We start from the raw sequence: 16,067 nt of genomic DNA, 5'->3' as shown, positions 1-16,067 counted from the left end.
CCCCTTTAACATCATTTAGGGAGACTAAATATAAACCCAATGTAAGGAAAAAATAAGGAGTATATTATGAACAGTAAAAAATTTGCCGTATTAATTAGCATTGTCAGTATTTCTGGATTTAGTCAAGGAATGCTGCTTCCATTAATAGCAGTTATTTTTGAAAGTGATGGTCTTTCTTCCAGTTTAAATGGCTTAAATGCAGTGGGACTGTATATAGGGATTCTGCTAATCTCTCCTTTTATGGAACATCCCTTGCGTAAATATGGGTATAAACCCGTTATCGTTTTTGGCGGGTTGGTTGTTATTGTTGCACTAGCGCTTTTTCCAGTGTGGAAATCCTTTTGGTTCTGGTTCCTTCTTCGTTTATTTATTGGTATTGGAGATCACTCTCTCCATTTTGCAACCCAAACATGGATTACTACCGCTTCACCAAAGGAGAAACGCGGACGCAATATTTCACTATACGGTGTATTCTTTGGGATTGGATTTGCAGTGGGACCATTGTTAACACCATTAGTAAAAATAAATGAGTCACTGCCATTTATTCTTTCATCTATTATGTGCTTTATCGCATGGATCTTTATTCTCTGGATTAAAAATGATTTTCCAGAGCAAACAGTAGAAACCAATTCATTTCTCGATACAATGAAACGCTTTTCTAGTGCTATGAAGTATGCATGGATTGCTTTTCTTCCACCGCTTGCCTATGGATTCTTAGAATCAAGCTTAAACTCTAGTTTTCCTGTGTATGGATTAAGAATTGAATTAAGTGTCGTCCAGATTTCTCTCTTGCTTACCGCCTTTTCGATCGGAGCCATTGTCTTTCAGCTTCCTTTAGGAATGATTAGTGATAAATTTGGCAGAAGACAGACACTTATAACGATTTTAATTATCGGTACTGCCTGCTTTTCTTTCGCAAGCCTATTAGAAGCTTATTTAATCGGCCTTATCATCTGTCTCTTCCTCGCAGGAATGGCAGTTGGCTCTACCTTCTCTTTAGGCATTAGCTATATGACCGATTTAGTTCCATCTAATCTTCTGCCGACTGGAAATCTTCTTTGTGGAATGGCCTTTAGCGTTGGAAGTCTCATTGGTCCATATTTGGGAGGATTGTTTATTCAATATTTCCAGCATATAAGCTACTTTGTAGTGATTGCTGCTATCTTATTTATTGTTGGTTTGATTATTTTCCTTTTCGGGAAAAAAGAAATGAAAAATCAATATTTAGCAGAAGCAAAATGATACCTGGTTCATACAATATGTGGTAAGATTACCTTATAAAACTAAATATCAAAAAATTATTTTTATTCGGGTATTTATGCTGTCACCTTTCTAGGTGGCAGCTTTCGTGTTTTTTAAGGGTATTGAACTTGATTCTCGCTCTCAATAAGAATGGTTAACAAAGGAGGAAAAACGAATGTCTACAGAAACAGAATTAAAAACCTATATCGAAACAAAGCTAGAAGCAGAGCCTACTCTATTTGCCAAGCTATCTCCTCATCTCGAATTAATTGCTGCAGGGATAAGCGGAATTTTCATTGTAAGCGGCTGGATTTTACACCACTTTCATTATTCTTCTATGTCTATCCTAGCCTACTTACTTGCTTTTGTGATTGGCGGCTATGCAAAGGCGAAAGAGGGAATTAGCGAAACGATTGAAAATAAAGAATTAAATGTCGAAATGCTCATGATTTTTGCAGCAATTGGTTCTGCTATTATTGGATATTGGGCAGAAGGAGCGATATTAATATTTATCTTTGCTGTAAGTGGAGCATTAGAGACTTATACTATGAATAAGAGCAATAAAGAAATATCTGCTCTTATGAAATTGCAGCCAGAAGAAGCTGTCCGAATCCTGCCTGATGGCCAAGAGCAAGTGGTTCCAGTATCATCTCTTTCTGTCTCCGATATCATTTTAATTAAACCAGGTGAAAGAGTACCTGTGGATGGAAAGATTATTAAGGGAACTACAGCAATTGATGAAGCAGCTATCACCGGTGAGTCTATTCCATTATCTAAGGGAATTAATGATGAAGTATTTGCTGGTACCGTAAATATAAGCGGGTCGATTACCGTCACCCTGACCAAACATGCAGACGAAACTCTTTTCCAAAAAATTATTACATTGATTCAATCAGCACAAAGTGAGAAATCCCCTTCGCAAGCCTTTATCGAAAAGTTCGAAGGTGCCTATGTCAAAATTGTATTAACTATTGTTGTCCTATTAATGTTCCTTCCCCATTTCCTTTTAGGGTGGTCATGGAATGAAACTTTTTATCGAGCAATGATTTTTTTAGTCGTGGCCTCTCCTTGCGCCTTAGTTGCAAGCATTATGCCAGCCACATTATCAGCGATTTCTAATGGAGCAAGAGCTGGCATCCTTTTTAAAGGTGGCGTTCACCTAGAAAATCTTGCCCATGTAAAAGCAATTGCTTTTGACAAAACAGGAACATTAACACAAGGAAAACCGGTTGTAACAGATGTCCTGGTTGATCAACATTTTTCAGAGAAAGAAATTATTCAAATAACAGCTAGCATTGAAAGCCATTCAAATCACCCACTTGCAAAAGCAATTGTCCAATACGCTAAGCTGAAATATCAAGAAACATTCCCACAGCCAGAAAGCATTCAAGATAATTCAGGCTGGGGTGTTACAGCCCTTTTGAATAATGCCGAATGGCGGATCGGAAAAGCTGCTTTTGTAGGCGAAAAGGAAGCAATGGCTTTCCAACAAGGAAAATATGATCAGTTATCAAAAGAAGGAAAAACAACTGTATTTATAAAAAAAGATGCCGATGTGATTGCGTTAATTGCATTAAAGGATATTGTAAGAGAAGAATCGAAAGAAGCTATTAACCGTTTAAAGGAAAATGGTATTTATACGGTTATGGTAACAGGAGATAATGAAAAAACAGCAAAAGCCATCGCCCAAGAAAGCTATGTAGAGGACTATATTGCTGAATGCTTACCAGAAAAGAAAGTAACCTCTATTAAAGAGTTAAAAGAGCGATATGAAATCGTGGCTATGGTTGGAGATGGAATTAATGATGCACCAGCTCTCGCCACAGCAAATGTCGGCATTGCCATGGGCGAAGGTACAGATGTTGCTTTAGAAACAGCGGATGTTGTTTTAATGAAAAATGATTTACCTAAAATTGCTGATGCCATTCAACTATCTAAACGGATGAATCGCATTATTAAACAAAATATTATCTTTTCTATTTCGGTCATTATGCTCTTAATTATTTCCAACTTCCTGCAAATCGTTGCCCTTCCTTTTGGTGTTATTGGACATGAAGGCAGCACCATCTTGGTTATTTTAAATAGCTTGCGGTTATTAAAAGGATAAGCAACTCGGCGGAGGAATGTGGATACATGTTGGCTGATATTTTCTAGTTTGGCTGATTTCTCTTTCCGGTTGGCTGATATTTTCTAGTTTTGGCTGATTTCTCCTTCCGGTTGGCTGATATTTTCCGGTTTTGGCTGATTTCTCCTTCCGGTTGGCTGATATTTTCTAGTCTTGGCTGATTTCTCCTTCCGGTTGGCTGATATTTTCTAGTTTTGGCTGATTTCTCTTTCCGGTTGGCTGATATTTTTACTTTTCAGCTAATTCTCTTGCTCGATTGGCCAGATATATTCAATTATCCACTATTTCCTAGCCCAATTAGTGATTTTTTTTATAAGAGAACCATTTAATTGGCTAAGCTGTATATGAGTCATCATTAATTCCCCCACACTGTTTTCGTCACTGCTAACATTGTTACCAAAAGGAATTAATGGACCAAACAAAAATTGGCTAATTTTCCCAATTTATATTGCTATCCTTTATTACGCCAAGCAAAAAGGCCTTCAAGGTGTAATCCTTGAAGGCCTTTTGGTTAATGGTAGCCGTTTGATCCGTTGGCAGAACCAGATGTTTTATGCTTAGGCTTGCTTTTCCCTTTTTGTTTTGTCCCGCCATCTTTTTTTGTATGTTTTGTCATTTTAAATTCCCCCTTATTAAAATGTTTCCCCTCTAATAGTTTGTTCTTTTTACATTCTTTTATAGAGGTAAATAACGGATACACTTAACAAGGTTCTTTCTTTCTTTCCGTGAAATAAGCATTAATCTCGCCGCCAATAATAATAATAATACCTGTTATATAGAACCATATCATTAGAACTATAATCGTTCCGATACTTCCATATGTTGCCGAATAATTACTAAAGTTCCCTACATAATAAGAGAAGGCTAAAGAAGCGACTACCCAGCCAATTGCAGCGAAAATGGCTCCTGGAATAGCGGAAATACATTTTAGTTTTTTATTCGGTGCAATCCAATAAAGAGCAAGAAACACAATAAATAGAATGATGGGGGATGCAAGAAATCTTAAAGTATTCCATAAGGATAAAAATTCATCCGTTAAATTAAATTGTGAAAATAAAAACATCCCTATTTGTTCTCCAAAAACCGGCAATAGCAAAGCAACTACTACTACAGCAATCATTCCAAGTGTCAGTAAAATAGACATACCTCTTGCTACTATAAAAGATCTTGTTTCTTCCACATCATACGCTTTATTTAGCGCCTTTACGATAGCATTTAAACCGTTTGAAGCAGACCATATTGTCGCAATGATACCAAATGATAATAAACTAACATTTCTGCTGAGTACCTGATCAATATTAGATTCAATCGTATTCATAATGTCGCCAGGAGCAAATCCTTCCACTAATCCTAATAAGTCTTCCTTCGTAATAGGAAGATACGGAAGAAGAGTCATCACAAAAATAAGTAATGGGAAAATTGACAAAAGGAAATAATAGGATAATTGGGCTGCCAGATCAAATACATTATCTTGTTGAATTTTCTTGATAAGAACCTTTATAAATGGAATTACGCCTCCCATACAAAATCACCGTCCTAACAGTTCTTTTATGTATGTCTATTGCCCTTTATCGTGTAAATAAAAACCTGTTCACTAATTAGAAAAGACATTAGCCCTTTCTAGCATATGTTCTCATAGTATGTAATGGGAGGCAGCCTAAAGCATCTCCCCTCTTCTAATGTAAAAAATTCCAAATAAAGAGATGGGTACATAGGCTGCTATCCCTGTCAAAACCATTCTTACTGGCTATTCTGGCTTAGGTAAATATTGTATGCTGGAAACAAGCGTTTTTTCCTGATTTCTCGTATTCCCGCTTGAGAAAGCTTCCTTTGTATCTCGGATAATACCAGCAACGACTGGTGTTATTCCTTTCAGTTCTTCTAACTGTTTTTTAACAAATGCAGCATCGTCCGAAATTTTCAGGGCTGAATTCTTTATTTTTTCGGAAGTTAGATTCAAGCTAGATGTCATTTGATCCAAATCTGTTACAGTATCTTTCGCATGCTGTAAAGTTGTTACCGCATGTTGTCTTGTATGTCTGTCCAATAAGCTAATAGCTGTTCCAATAAGACTGCCGATAAAAAGACCTTTTGTCATACTTATTTTCATCATCCCTGCCACCTCTCCAAATTATATGGCTATTACAGCCCCAATTTTGTAAAACAAGCTTGAAGGATGGCTATTATTGCTTATAAGGAATATTTTTGCTTAATCTCTCGTAACAGACCTTCACAGCCATCCTTCACTAAGGCAAACACCTCTTCAAAATTGCCGGTATAATATGGGTCTGGTACTTCTTTTCCCGCAGCGTGGTCTGTATAATCCATTAACAAACGGACTTTTGTGCCGTCTAACATTTCATTAAGCTTTTTAATATTTGCTATATTACTGTTATCCATTGCAATTAGATAATCAAATTCTTCTAAATCCTTATCCGCCAATTGACGGGCAAAAATACCTGCATCCTTGATTTTATTCACTTTAAGAATATCTCTTGTTCCCTGGTGAGGCGGATTACCAGTATGCCATCCGCCGGTTCCAGCCGAATCACAAATAATACTTTCTTGCAATCCTTCCTTTTCGACTAAGTCACGGAATACTGCCTCCGCCATAGGAGAACGGCAAATATTTCCTAAGCAAATAAATAAAACACGTATTTTCATTTTTATTTTCCTCCATTTTTCTATTTACATACTTTTTTTACTTACCAGTTCGCAAAAAGCACTTTATTTAATGATACATCTCTATATTGACATTTCTATGTTTGCATGAAAAGATGAATAGAACAACTTTATTGTCCAGGAAAGGGGAAAGGTATGAATTTAGATAATAAAACAACAGAAAATGTGAATTTCATGATTGAAAAAATAAAAGAAAAATTAAAAGTATTGAACATAGGTGCCATTAAATCCACCCATTTTGATGAAGATCTATATGATGACATTAAAGAAATTTATGAGCATGTGATGAAACGAGACTCCTTTAGTCCAAATGAAATGCAGGCACTCGCTGAAGAGCTTGGAAACTTGCGAAAACAATAACTTGATTTAGAAAAAATAATCAGTGGGTGAGTGCCCACTGATTTCTTTTAATGCCATAGGACAACGAATACCATTAAACATCTTGATCGGTAAGTATAACAGGACCCTCTTTTGTGATAGCAATGGTATGCTCATATTGTGCTGAGTGCCTTCCATCTATCGTTCTTGCCGTCCATCCATTATTATCCATTTTCATTTTATAATCACCAACATTAACCATTGGCTCAATTGTAAATACCATTCCTTCTTTGATACGAGGCCCTTTGCCTGCTAAACCAAAATGAGGTACTTCTGGTTTTTCATGTATTACTTTGCCAATACCATGACCGATAAAATCTCTCACAACAGAAAAACCTTGTTCTTCTACATATTGTTGAATAGCGAATCCAATATCCCCGATTCGATTGCCAACCTTCGCCTGTTCAATACCTATATAGAGGGCTTTTTTTGTAACATCCATCAGTTTTTGCAATTCAGCTGATACTTCTCCAACTGCATATGTCCAGGCAGAGTCAGCCAAAGCACCATTATAATTAACAACCATGTCAATGGTTACGATATCTCCTTTTTTTAGAGGCTCATTTCTTGGAAAACCGTGACAAATTTCATCATTTATACTGGCACAAGTTGCATATGGATAATCACGATATCCTTTTTGTTCAGGAGTGGCTCCCATTTCTGCTAAATAAGCTTCCACCTTTTGATCAATTTCCAATGTTGTAATCCCTGGTTTTATCATCTTGGCAATCATTTTATGACAACCAACTAGAATCTCACCAGCCTTCTTCATTTGTTCTATTTCTCGTTTTGATTTTAATACAATCATGTCCAAGCCTTCTTCCTATCTAAAATTACCGCTAAGAATGAACACAAATAGAATTTTTTCTACTCCTCTTTTTATATTAGCGGTTCATTAAGTATGTTATCTTAACATTATGAGTTGATTGCAGCCAAAAAAACAATTTATCTCTTCTTAAGATTAACACAAAAAAAGAGCCTATACCTACTCCAACTCATGATAAAAAGATTATATTCCCCTTACCATAAATCTGTGTAGGTACAGACTCTTTCCATTATTTATATTTCTTTATTTATTTAAAAGCTTTAATGATTCACGATTAAAGGCAGGGATATCTTCTGGCGTTCTGCTTGTTACCAATTGGTCCCCACATACCACAACCTCTTCATCCTTAAAAGTAACACCTGCGTATTCCATGTCCACTTTGATTGATTTATAGCCAGTGGCATTTCTACCTTCTAGCGCTTTAGCAGTAATGAGCAGCTGCGGTCCATGACAAATTGCAAAAACAGGTTTTTTTGCATCCATAAACGCTTTTGTAAAGGCCACAACTCGATCATCGACACGGAGCTGGTCAGGAGAAAATCCACCTGGAATGAATAATGCATCGAATTCATCAGGGGAAACCTCATCTATTCCTTTATCAATTGTCACAGAGGCTTCTTTTTGTTTTCCTTCCACTGTTTTACCAGCTTCTAGTTCAATTGTTACAACTTCATGCCCAGCTTCTTTATAAGCCTTAGCCGGTTCTGTGTACTCAGAGTCCTCAAACATATCAGTAATTAAAGTAGCAATTTTTTTACTCATATATAGCATCTCCTTTTTCTATTTTCTATAAGTAACGTTCCCCATAGAATGAAAATAAAACATGCTAGGACCATTTTTTCACGCCTCGTTTCTTCTTGCAAAATCAACAAATCGGAATTTATCTGGTCGATGTCGCGACTCTGTAAATTGAAATAAAGTAGCATTTTCAAAATATATGTAGTTTTTAACTACTACGATCGAATGAAATCCTTCTAAATCTAATAGGTTATAGTCTTCTTCTGTAGGCTCTTCTACTGTAAATTCTTTTTTCGCAAAGCTAATTTTTAAATTTAACTGTTTCTCAATATAATCAAAAATAGAGTTTTTACATATTTCCTCTGTTAATCCCGGAACATATTTTTCGACAATATAATCCTTATCTAAAATGATACGTTCTTGATTAATTTCTCTTACACGAAAAACTTCCCAGATAGAATCGTCCTTGTTTAACTGCATTTCCTTTTGCAAAAAAGAAGATGGTTGTTTATTCGTAAAGCTTTCAATAATTGTGACAGAGGAATGTCCCATTTTATCCGCTAATTCCTTAAAGCTAACTAGCCCGGAGATTGGAAATTGCAGTTTTTCTAAATCAAGCACTAAAGAACCTTTACCTCTGAGCTTTTGAATATATCCTTTTTGCGATAAAATATTTAAAGCCTTACGAATTGTTTCTCTAGATGTGTTATACTGCTCAGCTAATTCATTTTCAGATGGCAAAATAGTATCGGGTGGATACTTTCCATTTCTTATCGCAGCTTCTAATTCCTCGAATATCATATAATATTTATTCAACATGAAATTCACCAACATTTTCAAATTATTCGTTACCATTCTACTCTTTTTCAGACAAATTGTCTAAAAAGGATTGAAAAATGAATAAAAAAATGTTTCAGTGTATGTAGAAAAGGGTAAGCACTATAAGATATATTTCAATATTGTGAACATACTTTTAGAAAAATCTTTTACACATCAATGGTTTATAAGCATAATGGATAGAACAATTCGTTCTTTATATGGAACTTTTTATCTATAAATGCTATGATAAATATACATACCGTAAAGAGTGAAAGTGAGTGAGCGTATGATTGGGGATCGTGTAAAACAGCTACGTTTAGAGAAGAGAATGTCCTTATCAGAATTAGCTGAACAAGCAGGAGTTGCAAAATCTTATTTAAGTTCCTTGGAAAGAAATTTACAATCCAATCCATCGATTCAGTTTTTAGAAAAAATAGCAGCTGTTTTCAATATACCAGTCGATCATTTAATCAATGATCAACAGAATAAGGATGAATTAGATTCTGAATGGTTAAAAATTGTAAAAGAGGCAATGGATTCCGGGGTATCAAAAAAAGAATTCCGTGAATTTTTGGAATTTAACAGATGGAGACTGGAACAAAAAAAATAGTACGTTTTCCACTTATATGGCTAAAATAAGTTATTAGATTTTTTCCATTTCAAAAGAGGTTATCTACATTGAATACTTTTCCATTATTGTCAAGTATTCAATGTAGAGATATCTTTTTTGTCCATTTTTTAGACAATCATTTTCTATATACAAATGTTTATTTCGGATTTTCCTGAATTAAGTAATCCTTCTCACTTCGCAAAAATTCTCTTACTTCTTGCAAATTCATTCCAATATTTTTGGCTTCATTAATTAATTGAATCCATTCTGAATCCAATTCTTCGGTAAAAAGTTGACTATTAATCACTTAATTCTTCCCTCCCAAAAATACATTTGTATTTTGGCAGTCCGGCCATCATTGTTTTAAGACATTAGATCCGTGACTTTGCGTCCCAAACTTTCGTATTGGTTTGCCTTTTACATTTACCTTTTCTCGTATTCTTTACTGTTTTCTCATTATATCGCTTTTCCTCATGAAATGATGCAGTAATTTGTCATAAAATTAGGATAAATTACTAAAATATTTCTCCTTGTTTCTACAAAAAATGTTGATTACAGCGAATCTTATCGAATTAATCATACTTATGCATTATTTACAGATTTCTCTTAAGTCAGGAGCACTACTTATCTTGTCTTCTATCATAATATTGTGTTTGATAGCTTTTTAGCACTTTTTTAAAAGAATAATTAATATGAATTTGTTCAAATGTAATCGCATCAAAAAAAGGATATTCCGTTAAGTCATTTTGGCATATAGGACAAATCCACCTGCCTCGTTCATTACTACTATACGATGGTCTATTGCATATATCACAGTTTTTTCTATACATTTTCCACCCTCTTCCTTTTTCTTTTTGGTTTCTTATGCTGAAATAATTGTTACTGATTTAGTTCATTTATTATCTCTTTAGTTAAATTATAATGTTATAAAACACAACAATGTTCTTAGTAAAGAACTTTTCCATAAGTATAGTGCAAAACTATCATTTTCGAAAATTCCAAAATCAACCGTTTTTTCTTTTTAACGAACGATTATCATTCTTTTCCTCACAATAACTCCTTTTATCTAGCTTTTTCATATTTTATATTCACAATATCGTTCGTTATAATGAAATTACATTTCTTATGTGATAAGGAGAATATTGTTATGTTGGTTGGAGAAAAAATAAAGACATTAAGAATAAAAAAGGGCTTTTCTATTAATGAACTTTCCGACAAATCCGGTGTTTCCAAATCTTATTTAAGCTATATTGAAAGAGGAATTCAAAAGAACCCCTCTCTTCAAGTATTAACGAAACTTTCCCACACTCTTGAGACAAATGTAGAGGAACTACTAGACAATAATTATACAGTGATTGATGGAATCGATGAGGACTGGATGAGTTTAGTAGAGGAGGCAATAGAAGAAGGAATTACAAAAGAAGATTTTGCTGGCATTCTTGAATATGTTAAATTTAAAAAAAGACAAGAGAACTAGAAAAAAGGAAGCCTTCTCTATTAATGGCAATAGCGAATGGCCTCCCTCCATTGGAGTTTATGTGTACTCTTCCTGTTTCGTTTTTCTAATAAACATTCTTTCATCAAAAAGACTATTCAAAGAGAATGCTACTACCGATTTGGAAGCGATATTCTTACTTCGAATAGTCTTATTTCTTATTTATTTAACTCTACTGCTATTTTTGAGCCCACCTCTGCATTGTTTTTGACTAATGCAATATTAGCAACTAGGCTTGTTCCTTCTGTTAACTCTTTGACACGACTTAATAAGAATGGAGTTACTTTTTTACCTGTAATATGATTTTCTTTTGCTTCTTGAAGTGCCTTTTCAATAATTTCTGTAATGTATTTTTCATCGAGAGCATCTTTTTCTGGAATTGGATTAGCGATCACTACCCCGCCATCTAGTCCTAATGCCCATTTTGTTTGGATCATATCTGCTGCTTCTTTTGGATCTTCTACTGAGAAATTCACTTCAAATGGACTCGTTCTTGTATAAAAAGCAGGAAGAGACTTTGTTCCATATCCTACAACTGGAACACCATATGTTTCAAGATATTCTAGCGTTAATCCAATATCTAATATTGATTTGGCTCCCGCGCAAACAACCGCTACGCTTGTTTTAGCAAGTTCTTGTAAATCCGCAGAAATATCCATTGTATGCTCTGCTTCTCTATGAACGCCGCCAATTCCGCCAGTTACAAACACTTTAATTCCTGCAAGTTCTGCGCAAATCATGGTAGCAGCTACAGTTGTTGCCCCATTCTTTTTACCAGCGATCAAATATGGTAAATCACGTCTGCTTGCTTTCTCAATATTATCGCTTTTAGCTAAAAATTCAATTTCATCTTCTGATAAACCAATTTTTATTTTCCCTTCTATTATTGCAATGGTTGCAGGAACTGCGCCATTTTTACGAATAATATCTTCTACCTCTTTAGCAGTTTCCACATTTTGAGGATAAGGCATTCCATGGGAAATAATAGTCGATTCTAAGGCTACAATCGGTAGATTATTTTTCTTTGCTTCTAATACTTCTTTTGAGAATTCTAGCCATTCTGTTTTCATGTTATATGCTCCTTTTTGCAAAGTATTTTCCAAATAGTTCTTGTAATTTTTTATTATTTAATAACGGATTTACTGTTTGATTCGATTGAAGGGTTATGTTTGAGCAAGTAATACCGATTTTACAAGCATCTTCCGTGTTTAGGCCTTTAATATGAGAATACATTATACCTGAAACAAGGGAATCACCAGCACCTGTTACATCGACTACTTCTGCTTCTGGAGGTAGGATCACACCAGCTTCCCCCAATTTAGTAAAATAGATAAGGCCTTTATCTCCCCGTGTAATAACTACTTTTTCAACACCTTTTTCGAGAATTATTTCAGCTGCTTTAAAGAAGTCTCCTTCTTCTTTTATTTTTATTCCTGCTAGTACCTCTGCCTCATCTCTGTTTGCAATCAACCAAGTAACTCCATGCAGATCTTCTGGCAGCTTTCGTACTTTTGGTGCCGATACAGGCGTAATACACAATGCCATTTGTTCTTGCCTGCATCTGATGATAATATGCTCCAATACTTCTGCTGAAAAATTAGTGTCAAGAATAACTAATTCTGATGTTGCAATATACCCCCACTTTTTATCGATTATATCTTTATCAATGCTGTCATATATAGACATATCTGCTAAAGCAACGGCAAGTTCACCATCAGATTTCAATAAGGCTGTATAAGTCCCCGTACGATAAAGATTAGACAAAAGAGATGGAGTGATATCTGCATAGTTTTTGGTATTCTCTAATAGCCATTCCCCTTCATGATCATCTCCCACAATAGTAAATAAAGAAGTTTCGAGTCCCAATCGTCCTAAATTCTCTGCAATATTTCTTGCGACCCCACCAGGTGACTGACTTGTAGATGCTGGATTAGAGGTACCGTACTGAATGGTCTCCTCTGCTTGAACTTTACGATCAACATTGGCTCCTCCAATACAAATAACTTCTTTCTTTTTTGGTAATACATAAGCTCTACCTAGTAGTTTCCCTTCTTTTGTTAAAGAAGAAATATAGCCTGCTACCGCAGAACGGGATAAGCCCATTTTCTCAGCTATTTCATTTTGAGTAACAAAGGGATTTTCTTTAATCAGCTGAAGAATAAAAATCTCTTTATCATTCACTTCCATCTCCCCCTCAAATAAAGTGAAACTGCCATTGGTTAGCAGTAGAAATGAGTTATCTCTATTTCTAACAAAACATTTGTCTTTATTATAAACTTTTGTCCGATGAACAACAAGACTTTATTCATTTTTACGAAAACTTTATTTATTTGTTGATTTAGTCTTCTTTTTTAATAAGATTTCTAGATCAAAAAAAGAAGACTATCCATTGTTAGTCTTCTTTTGCAACTCTTGGTTCAATTAAAATATCTACTCTTCTATTTTTTGCTCTTCCTGCAGAACTATCATTACTAGCAATAGGCTGAAACTCGCCGTAACCTTTCGCACTAAATGATTTAGGATCTAATTTCTTGTTTTCAAGAAGTAATTTCATGAAATTCAGTGCTCTTGTCACACTTAGTTCCCAGTTGGACTCATAACTTGAATTACTGATTGGAACATTGTCTGTATGTCCACTTATAATAATGCTTCGCGGTGGATCCATCACAAGTAAATTGGCAATTTCAGAAACAACTTTTCTGTCCCTATTTCGAACTTCAGCACTTCCAGAAGCAAAGAGTACATTATCTCTAATTGAAACATGCAAACCTTCATCTGTCAGTTCCGTATCCAGCTTATTCCCTAATTTATTCTTAGCAATATAGGCATTTACCTTCTGTTGAATCTCTAATAATTCTTGTTTATCTTGCTGCTCTTGTAATTCTTTTAGCTCTTTTTCACTAAGATTTTTTTTATCCTTTTTGTCTTCCTTTTTCTCTTGGTCAGCCAAATCAACATCTGTAGTTTCACTATTCATTGACGGTGCAGGACTAGGATATTCGAAAATACCTGTCCCTCCTTGTAATTCTCTATTAAAAGCTTCTGCTATTTCAGAGAATTTTTTTGCGTCAACAGAACTCATGCCATATAAAACGATAAATAAAGCCAACAATAAAGTAAGGATATCGGCATAAGGAACAAGCCAAGATTCGTCTACATGCTCCTCATGATGTACTTTCTTTTTTTTCTTTTTACTCATTCGTATTCACACTACTTTCGCTTTCTTCCAGAAATTGTCTTCTTTCTGAAACAGGTAAATACGATGCAAGCTTCTGTTCAATTACCCTAGGCGCCTCTCCTTCTAGAATAGAAAGAACCCCTTCTATCATCAAATATTTTTGACTTGCTTCCACGTGTGATTTTCTCTTCAGTTTATTTGCAAATGGATGCCATAAAACGTATCCCGTAAATATCCCCATTAAAGTAGCAACAAACGCAGCACTAATAGCATGTCCAAGTGCTTCAGCATCAGACATATTTCCTAATGCAGCAATCAGCCCAATTACTGCTCCTAGTACTCCCAATGTAGGAGCATAAGTACCTGCTTGCGTAAAAATTAGTGCTCCTGAACGATGTCTCTCTTCCATTGCTTCTATTTCTTCTGTTAATACATCTCTAATATACTCTGCACTTTGTCCATCTACAGACAAAGATAAGCCATTTCTTAAAAATGGATCTTCAATTTCATCTGTTTTTGCTTCTAATGCAAGAAGTCCTTCTTTTCTAGCTAATTGTGCCCACTCTGAAAACAAGCGGATTAACTCTTTCGTATCCTGCACTTTCTGCTCCTTAAACAAGATGCCGAATAACTTTGGAACTCGTTTAATTTCTGAAGCAGGAAAGGCAATAACTACTGCTGCCACTGTACCTACTAAAATAATTAGAATAGCCGCTGGATTCAATAATACTGCAGGGCTGACACCTTTAAATACCATTCCAACTCCAACAGCAATAATAGCAAGTATAATTCCTATCAAGGAAGTTTTATCCATCATTTTCACCTATCTTATTCCAAAATTTCGATTCTCTGTCTTACCTTTTTTTTCGACATTTCTCTTCAAATTTTTAGTTTTATTTCATGTAAATTTCGTAAACTTCATGAATCATGACGATAGTCCTGCTTTTTAATAAAAAAAAGGTGATATTTTCATCACCTTTTTTTGAAATATAAGTGAAAAACCTATATTTGAATTAAAACCGTAACTACTATCATCATTTCGGAAAAAATTTATTCTCAACCTTTTTCTGATATCCAGAGAAAGGTTGAGAATGACTTCCTGCTGTACGTTCTTTCATCATTTTACGGAAGCGCAATAATTTTTCATTATATTTTCTTTGTAAAACTAATTTTTCTTCTTCTGTCTCACAGGAACGAATTAAATCTTCCATGGACAGTAATTCTTGTCTAATCTTATCTTCTTCTAATGAATATCCAGCATTCTTGAGAACACGATAAGCCATTCGCAATTCTTCTGGTACAGATGCTAAGCTATCCTTTGGGAGCGGTTTTCCGAACCCGGGAAGATGGTTAAACTCCCCGTCTTTATATGCTTTTTTTATTTTATCTTCTGAAACAAGAAACGAAAAATCCATTCATCCATCCCCTCCTGTTTTCAATAAATCTATTTCCATTATACAATTTCCACTTCTCGTCGGTATAGGATGAGCGATTTTTATAAAAAATAGAAAAGAAAGGGGTGTTATTATTGGCACGTGGAGAACATTTCAATCATAAGAAGAAACACCATCCAGGTCCGCTTCCAAAGGATACAAGAAAACATACACATACAGAGGATGCTCCTGGCGATGAAGAATTTATCGTAACACAGGAAGCTTTTAAAAACCGAATCGAAGAAGAAGAATAAATCCAAGCAATAGACGGCGTTCTCGACCATTCGAAAAGGGCGCCGTCCTCCTTTTCCCCCAAAAAGTGGTCCCCTTTATTTTCTTATACGTTCGAAATAGGTCATCATATGCTTCGCCTTTATATTCAGCAAAAGCTCACTATTTCCCACTCCCCTTCTTCTCTCATGTTATACTAGAAAGTATCGTATGACTAATAAAACGATGATTATCAAGAAGAGTACGGTTGGCTTTCTTACTTGAAAATGAATAACAGAATCTACTTCTTTTATTCAAGACAGCTAAAATT

19 protein-coding genes and 1 riboswitch are annotated in these 16,067 nt (G+C 35.1%); of the genes, 6 read left to right on the top strand and 13 right to left on the bottom strand.

Annotated elements, in window-relative coordinates; genetic code table 11:
- Positions 1-66 precede the first annotated feature (66 nt).
- Together NSQ92_RS00810 and NSQ92_RS00805 are read left to right on the top strand one after the other, a co-directional pair.
- The gene (locus NSQ92_RS00810) at positions 67-1,242 is read left to right on the top strand and encodes an MFS transporter (RefSeq protein ID WP_047941718.1); all 1,176 of its coding nucleotides are present in this window, start codon (positions 67-69) and stop codon (positions 1,240-1,242) included.
- Positions 1,243-1,417: 175 nt separating this feature from the next.
- Complete coding sequence (locus NSQ92_RS00805) at positions 1,418-3,349, top strand: heavy metal translocating P-type ATPase (protein ID WP_061799883.1); 1,932 nt, start codon at positions 1,418-1,420, stop codon at positions 3,347-3,349.
- A 718-nt stretch (positions 3,350-4,067) separates the two neighbouring features.
- Here NSQ92_RS00805 and NSQ92_RS00800 read toward each other — a convergent pair.
- The 3 genes from NSQ92_RS00800 to NSQ92_RS00790 form a co-directional block, all read right to left on the bottom strand.
- Complete coding sequence (locus NSQ92_RS00800) at positions 4,068-4,889, bottom strand: YihY/virulence factor BrkB family protein (protein ID WP_047941720.1); 822 nt, start codon at positions 4,887-4,889, stop codon at positions 4,068-4,070.
- Between the two features lie 225 nt (positions 4,890-5,114).
- Positions 5,115-5,480, bottom strand: coding sequence for a YtxH domain-containing protein (locus NSQ92_RS00795; protein WP_141231691.1), 366 nt, complete (start codon positions 5,478-5,480; stop codon positions 5,115-5,117).
- Positions 5,481-5,557: 77 nt separating this feature from the next.
- Positions 5,558-6,031 (bottom strand): low molecular weight protein-tyrosine-phosphatase, encoded by a 474-nt coding sequence (locus NSQ92_RS00790; protein ID WP_061799886.1) that lies wholly within the window; start codon positions 6,029-6,031, stop codon positions 5,558-5,560.
- 153 nt (positions 6,032-6,184) lie between these two features.
- On the opposite strand from NSQ92_RS00790, the gene NSQ92_RS00785 reads away from it, so the two are divergent.
- On the top strand, positions 6,185-6,409 hold the full coding sequence (locus tag NSQ92_RS00785; protein WP_061799888.1) for a DUF1128 domain-containing protein: 225 nt from the start codon (positions 6,185-6,187) through the stop codon (positions 6,407-6,409).
- Between the two features lie 73 nt (positions 6,410-6,482).
- Here NSQ92_RS00785 and map read toward each other — a convergent pair whose 3' ends face one another.
- The 3 genes from map to treR all read right to left on the bottom strand — a co-directional run bounded on the left by map (position 6,483) and on the right by treR (position 8,810).
- Positions 6,483-7,235, bottom strand: coding sequence for a type I methionyl aminopeptidase (gene map / locus NSQ92_RS00780; RefSeq protein WP_061799891.1), 753 nt, complete (start codon positions 7,233-7,235; stop codon positions 6,483-6,485).
- Between the two features lie 261 nt (positions 7,236-7,496).
- Entirely contained in the window at positions 7,497-8,015 is a 519-nt protein-coding gene (locus tag NSQ92_RS00775) for a type 1 glutamine amidotransferase domain-containing protein (protein WP_061799892.1), read from the bottom strand.
- Between the two features lie 78 nt (positions 8,016-8,093).
- On the bottom strand, positions 8,094-8,810 hold the full coding sequence (gene treR, locus NSQ92_RS00770) for a trehalose operon repressor (protein ID WP_172867590.1): 717 nt from the start codon (positions 8,808-8,810) through the stop codon (positions 8,094-8,096).
- 286 nt (positions 8,811-9,096) lie between these two features.
- Between treR and NSQ92_RS00765 the strand changes: the two genes are divergently transcribed.
- Positions 9,097-9,420 carry a helix-turn-helix domain-containing protein gene (locus tag NSQ92_RS00765; RefSeq protein ID WP_047941727.1) on the top strand — a complete coding sequence of 108 codons (324 nt, stop codon included), beginning with the start codon at positions 9,097-9,099 and terminating at the stop codon, positions 9,418-9,420.
- A gap of 157 nt (positions 9,421-9,577) precedes the next feature.
- Here the strand turns inward: NSQ92_RS00765 and NSQ92_RS00760 are convergent, their stop codons facing one another.
- Together NSQ92_RS00760 and NSQ92_RS26760 are read right to left on the bottom strand one after the other, a co-directional pair.
- Positions 9,578-9,727, bottom strand: a complete 150-nt coding sequence (locus NSQ92_RS00760) for an anti-repressor SinI family protein (RefSeq protein WP_082138297.1) — start codon at positions 9,725-9,727, stop codon at positions 9,578-9,580.
- A gap of 32 nt (positions 9,728-9,759) precedes the next feature.
- Positions 9,760-9,845: riboswitch (cyclic di-GMP riboswitch) on the bottom strand.
- 195 nt (positions 9,846-10,040) lie between these two features.
- Positions 10,041-10,250 carry a hypothetical protein gene (locus NSQ92_RS26760; RefSeq protein ID WP_341152028.1) on the bottom strand — a complete coding sequence of 70 codons (210 nt, stop codon included), beginning with the start codon at positions 10,248-10,250 and terminating at the stop codon, positions 10,041-10,043.
- Positions 10,251-10,567: 317 nt separating this feature from the next.
- Here NSQ92_RS26760 and NSQ92_RS00755 point away from each other — a divergent pair, with 317 nt between their 5' ends.
- Entirely contained in the window at positions 10,568-10,897 is a 330-nt protein-coding gene (locus tag NSQ92_RS00755) for a helix-turn-helix domain-containing protein (RefSeq protein WP_251687955.1), read from the top strand.
- A 176-nt stretch (positions 10,898-11,073) separates the two neighbouring features.
- On the opposite strand, the gene NSQ92_RS00750 is transcribed toward NSQ92_RS00755, so the two are convergent.
- The 5 genes from NSQ92_RS00750 to NSQ92_RS00730 all read right to left on the bottom strand — a co-directional run bounded on the left by NSQ92_RS00750 (position 11,074) and on the right by NSQ92_RS00730 (position 15,508).
- Entirely contained in the window at positions 11,074-11,985 is a 912-nt protein-coding gene (locus NSQ92_RS00750; RefSeq protein WP_047941729.1) for a pseudouridine-5'-phosphate glycosidase, read from the bottom strand.
- Position 11,986: 1 nt separating this feature from the next.
- A complete protein-coding gene (locus NSQ92_RS00745) occupies positions 11,987-13,102 on the bottom strand; it encodes a carbohydrate kinase (protein ID WP_047941730.1) in 1,116 nt (371 codons plus the stop codon).
- Between the two features lie 205 nt (positions 13,103-13,307).
- Positions 13,308-14,114 carry a flagellar motor protein MotB gene (gene motB / locus NSQ92_RS00740; RefSeq protein WP_341152236.1) on the bottom strand — a complete coding sequence of 269 codons (807 nt, stop codon included), beginning with the start codon at positions 14,112-14,114 and terminating at the stop codon, positions 13,308-13,310.
- Positions 14,107-14,907, bottom strand: coding sequence for a flagellar motor stator protein MotA (gene motA, locus NSQ92_RS00735; RefSeq protein ID WP_047941732.1), 801 nt, complete (start codon positions 14,905-14,907; stop codon positions 14,107-14,109). Before motA ends, motB begins: the two co-directional genes overlap by 8 nt.
- Positions 14,908-15,127: 220 nt before the next feature.
- Positions 15,128-15,508 carry a DnaJ family domain-containing protein gene (locus NSQ92_RS00730; protein WP_047941733.1) on the bottom strand — a complete coding sequence of 127 codons (381 nt, stop codon included), beginning with the start codon at positions 15,506-15,508 and terminating at the stop codon, positions 15,128-15,130.
- A 113-nt stretch (positions 15,509-15,621) separates the two neighbouring features.
- Between NSQ92_RS00730 and NSQ92_RS00725 the strand changes: the two genes are divergently transcribed.
- Positions 15,622-15,780: a hypothetical protein gene (locus tag NSQ92_RS00725; protein WP_162837578.1), complete on the top strand. Its 159-nt coding sequence runs from the start codon at positions 15,622-15,624 to the stop codon at positions 15,778-15,780.
- The last annotated feature ends 287 nt before the right edge of the window (positions 15,781-16,067 follow it).

This window comes from Niallia sp. FSL M8-0099, from assembly GCF_038006945.1.
In the GTDB taxonomy this organism is placed as follows: domain Bacteria; phylum Bacillota; class Bacilli; order Bacillales; family Cytobacillaceae; genus Niallia; species Niallia circulans.
This window is presented reverse-complemented; position numbering and strand designations above follow the sequence as displayed.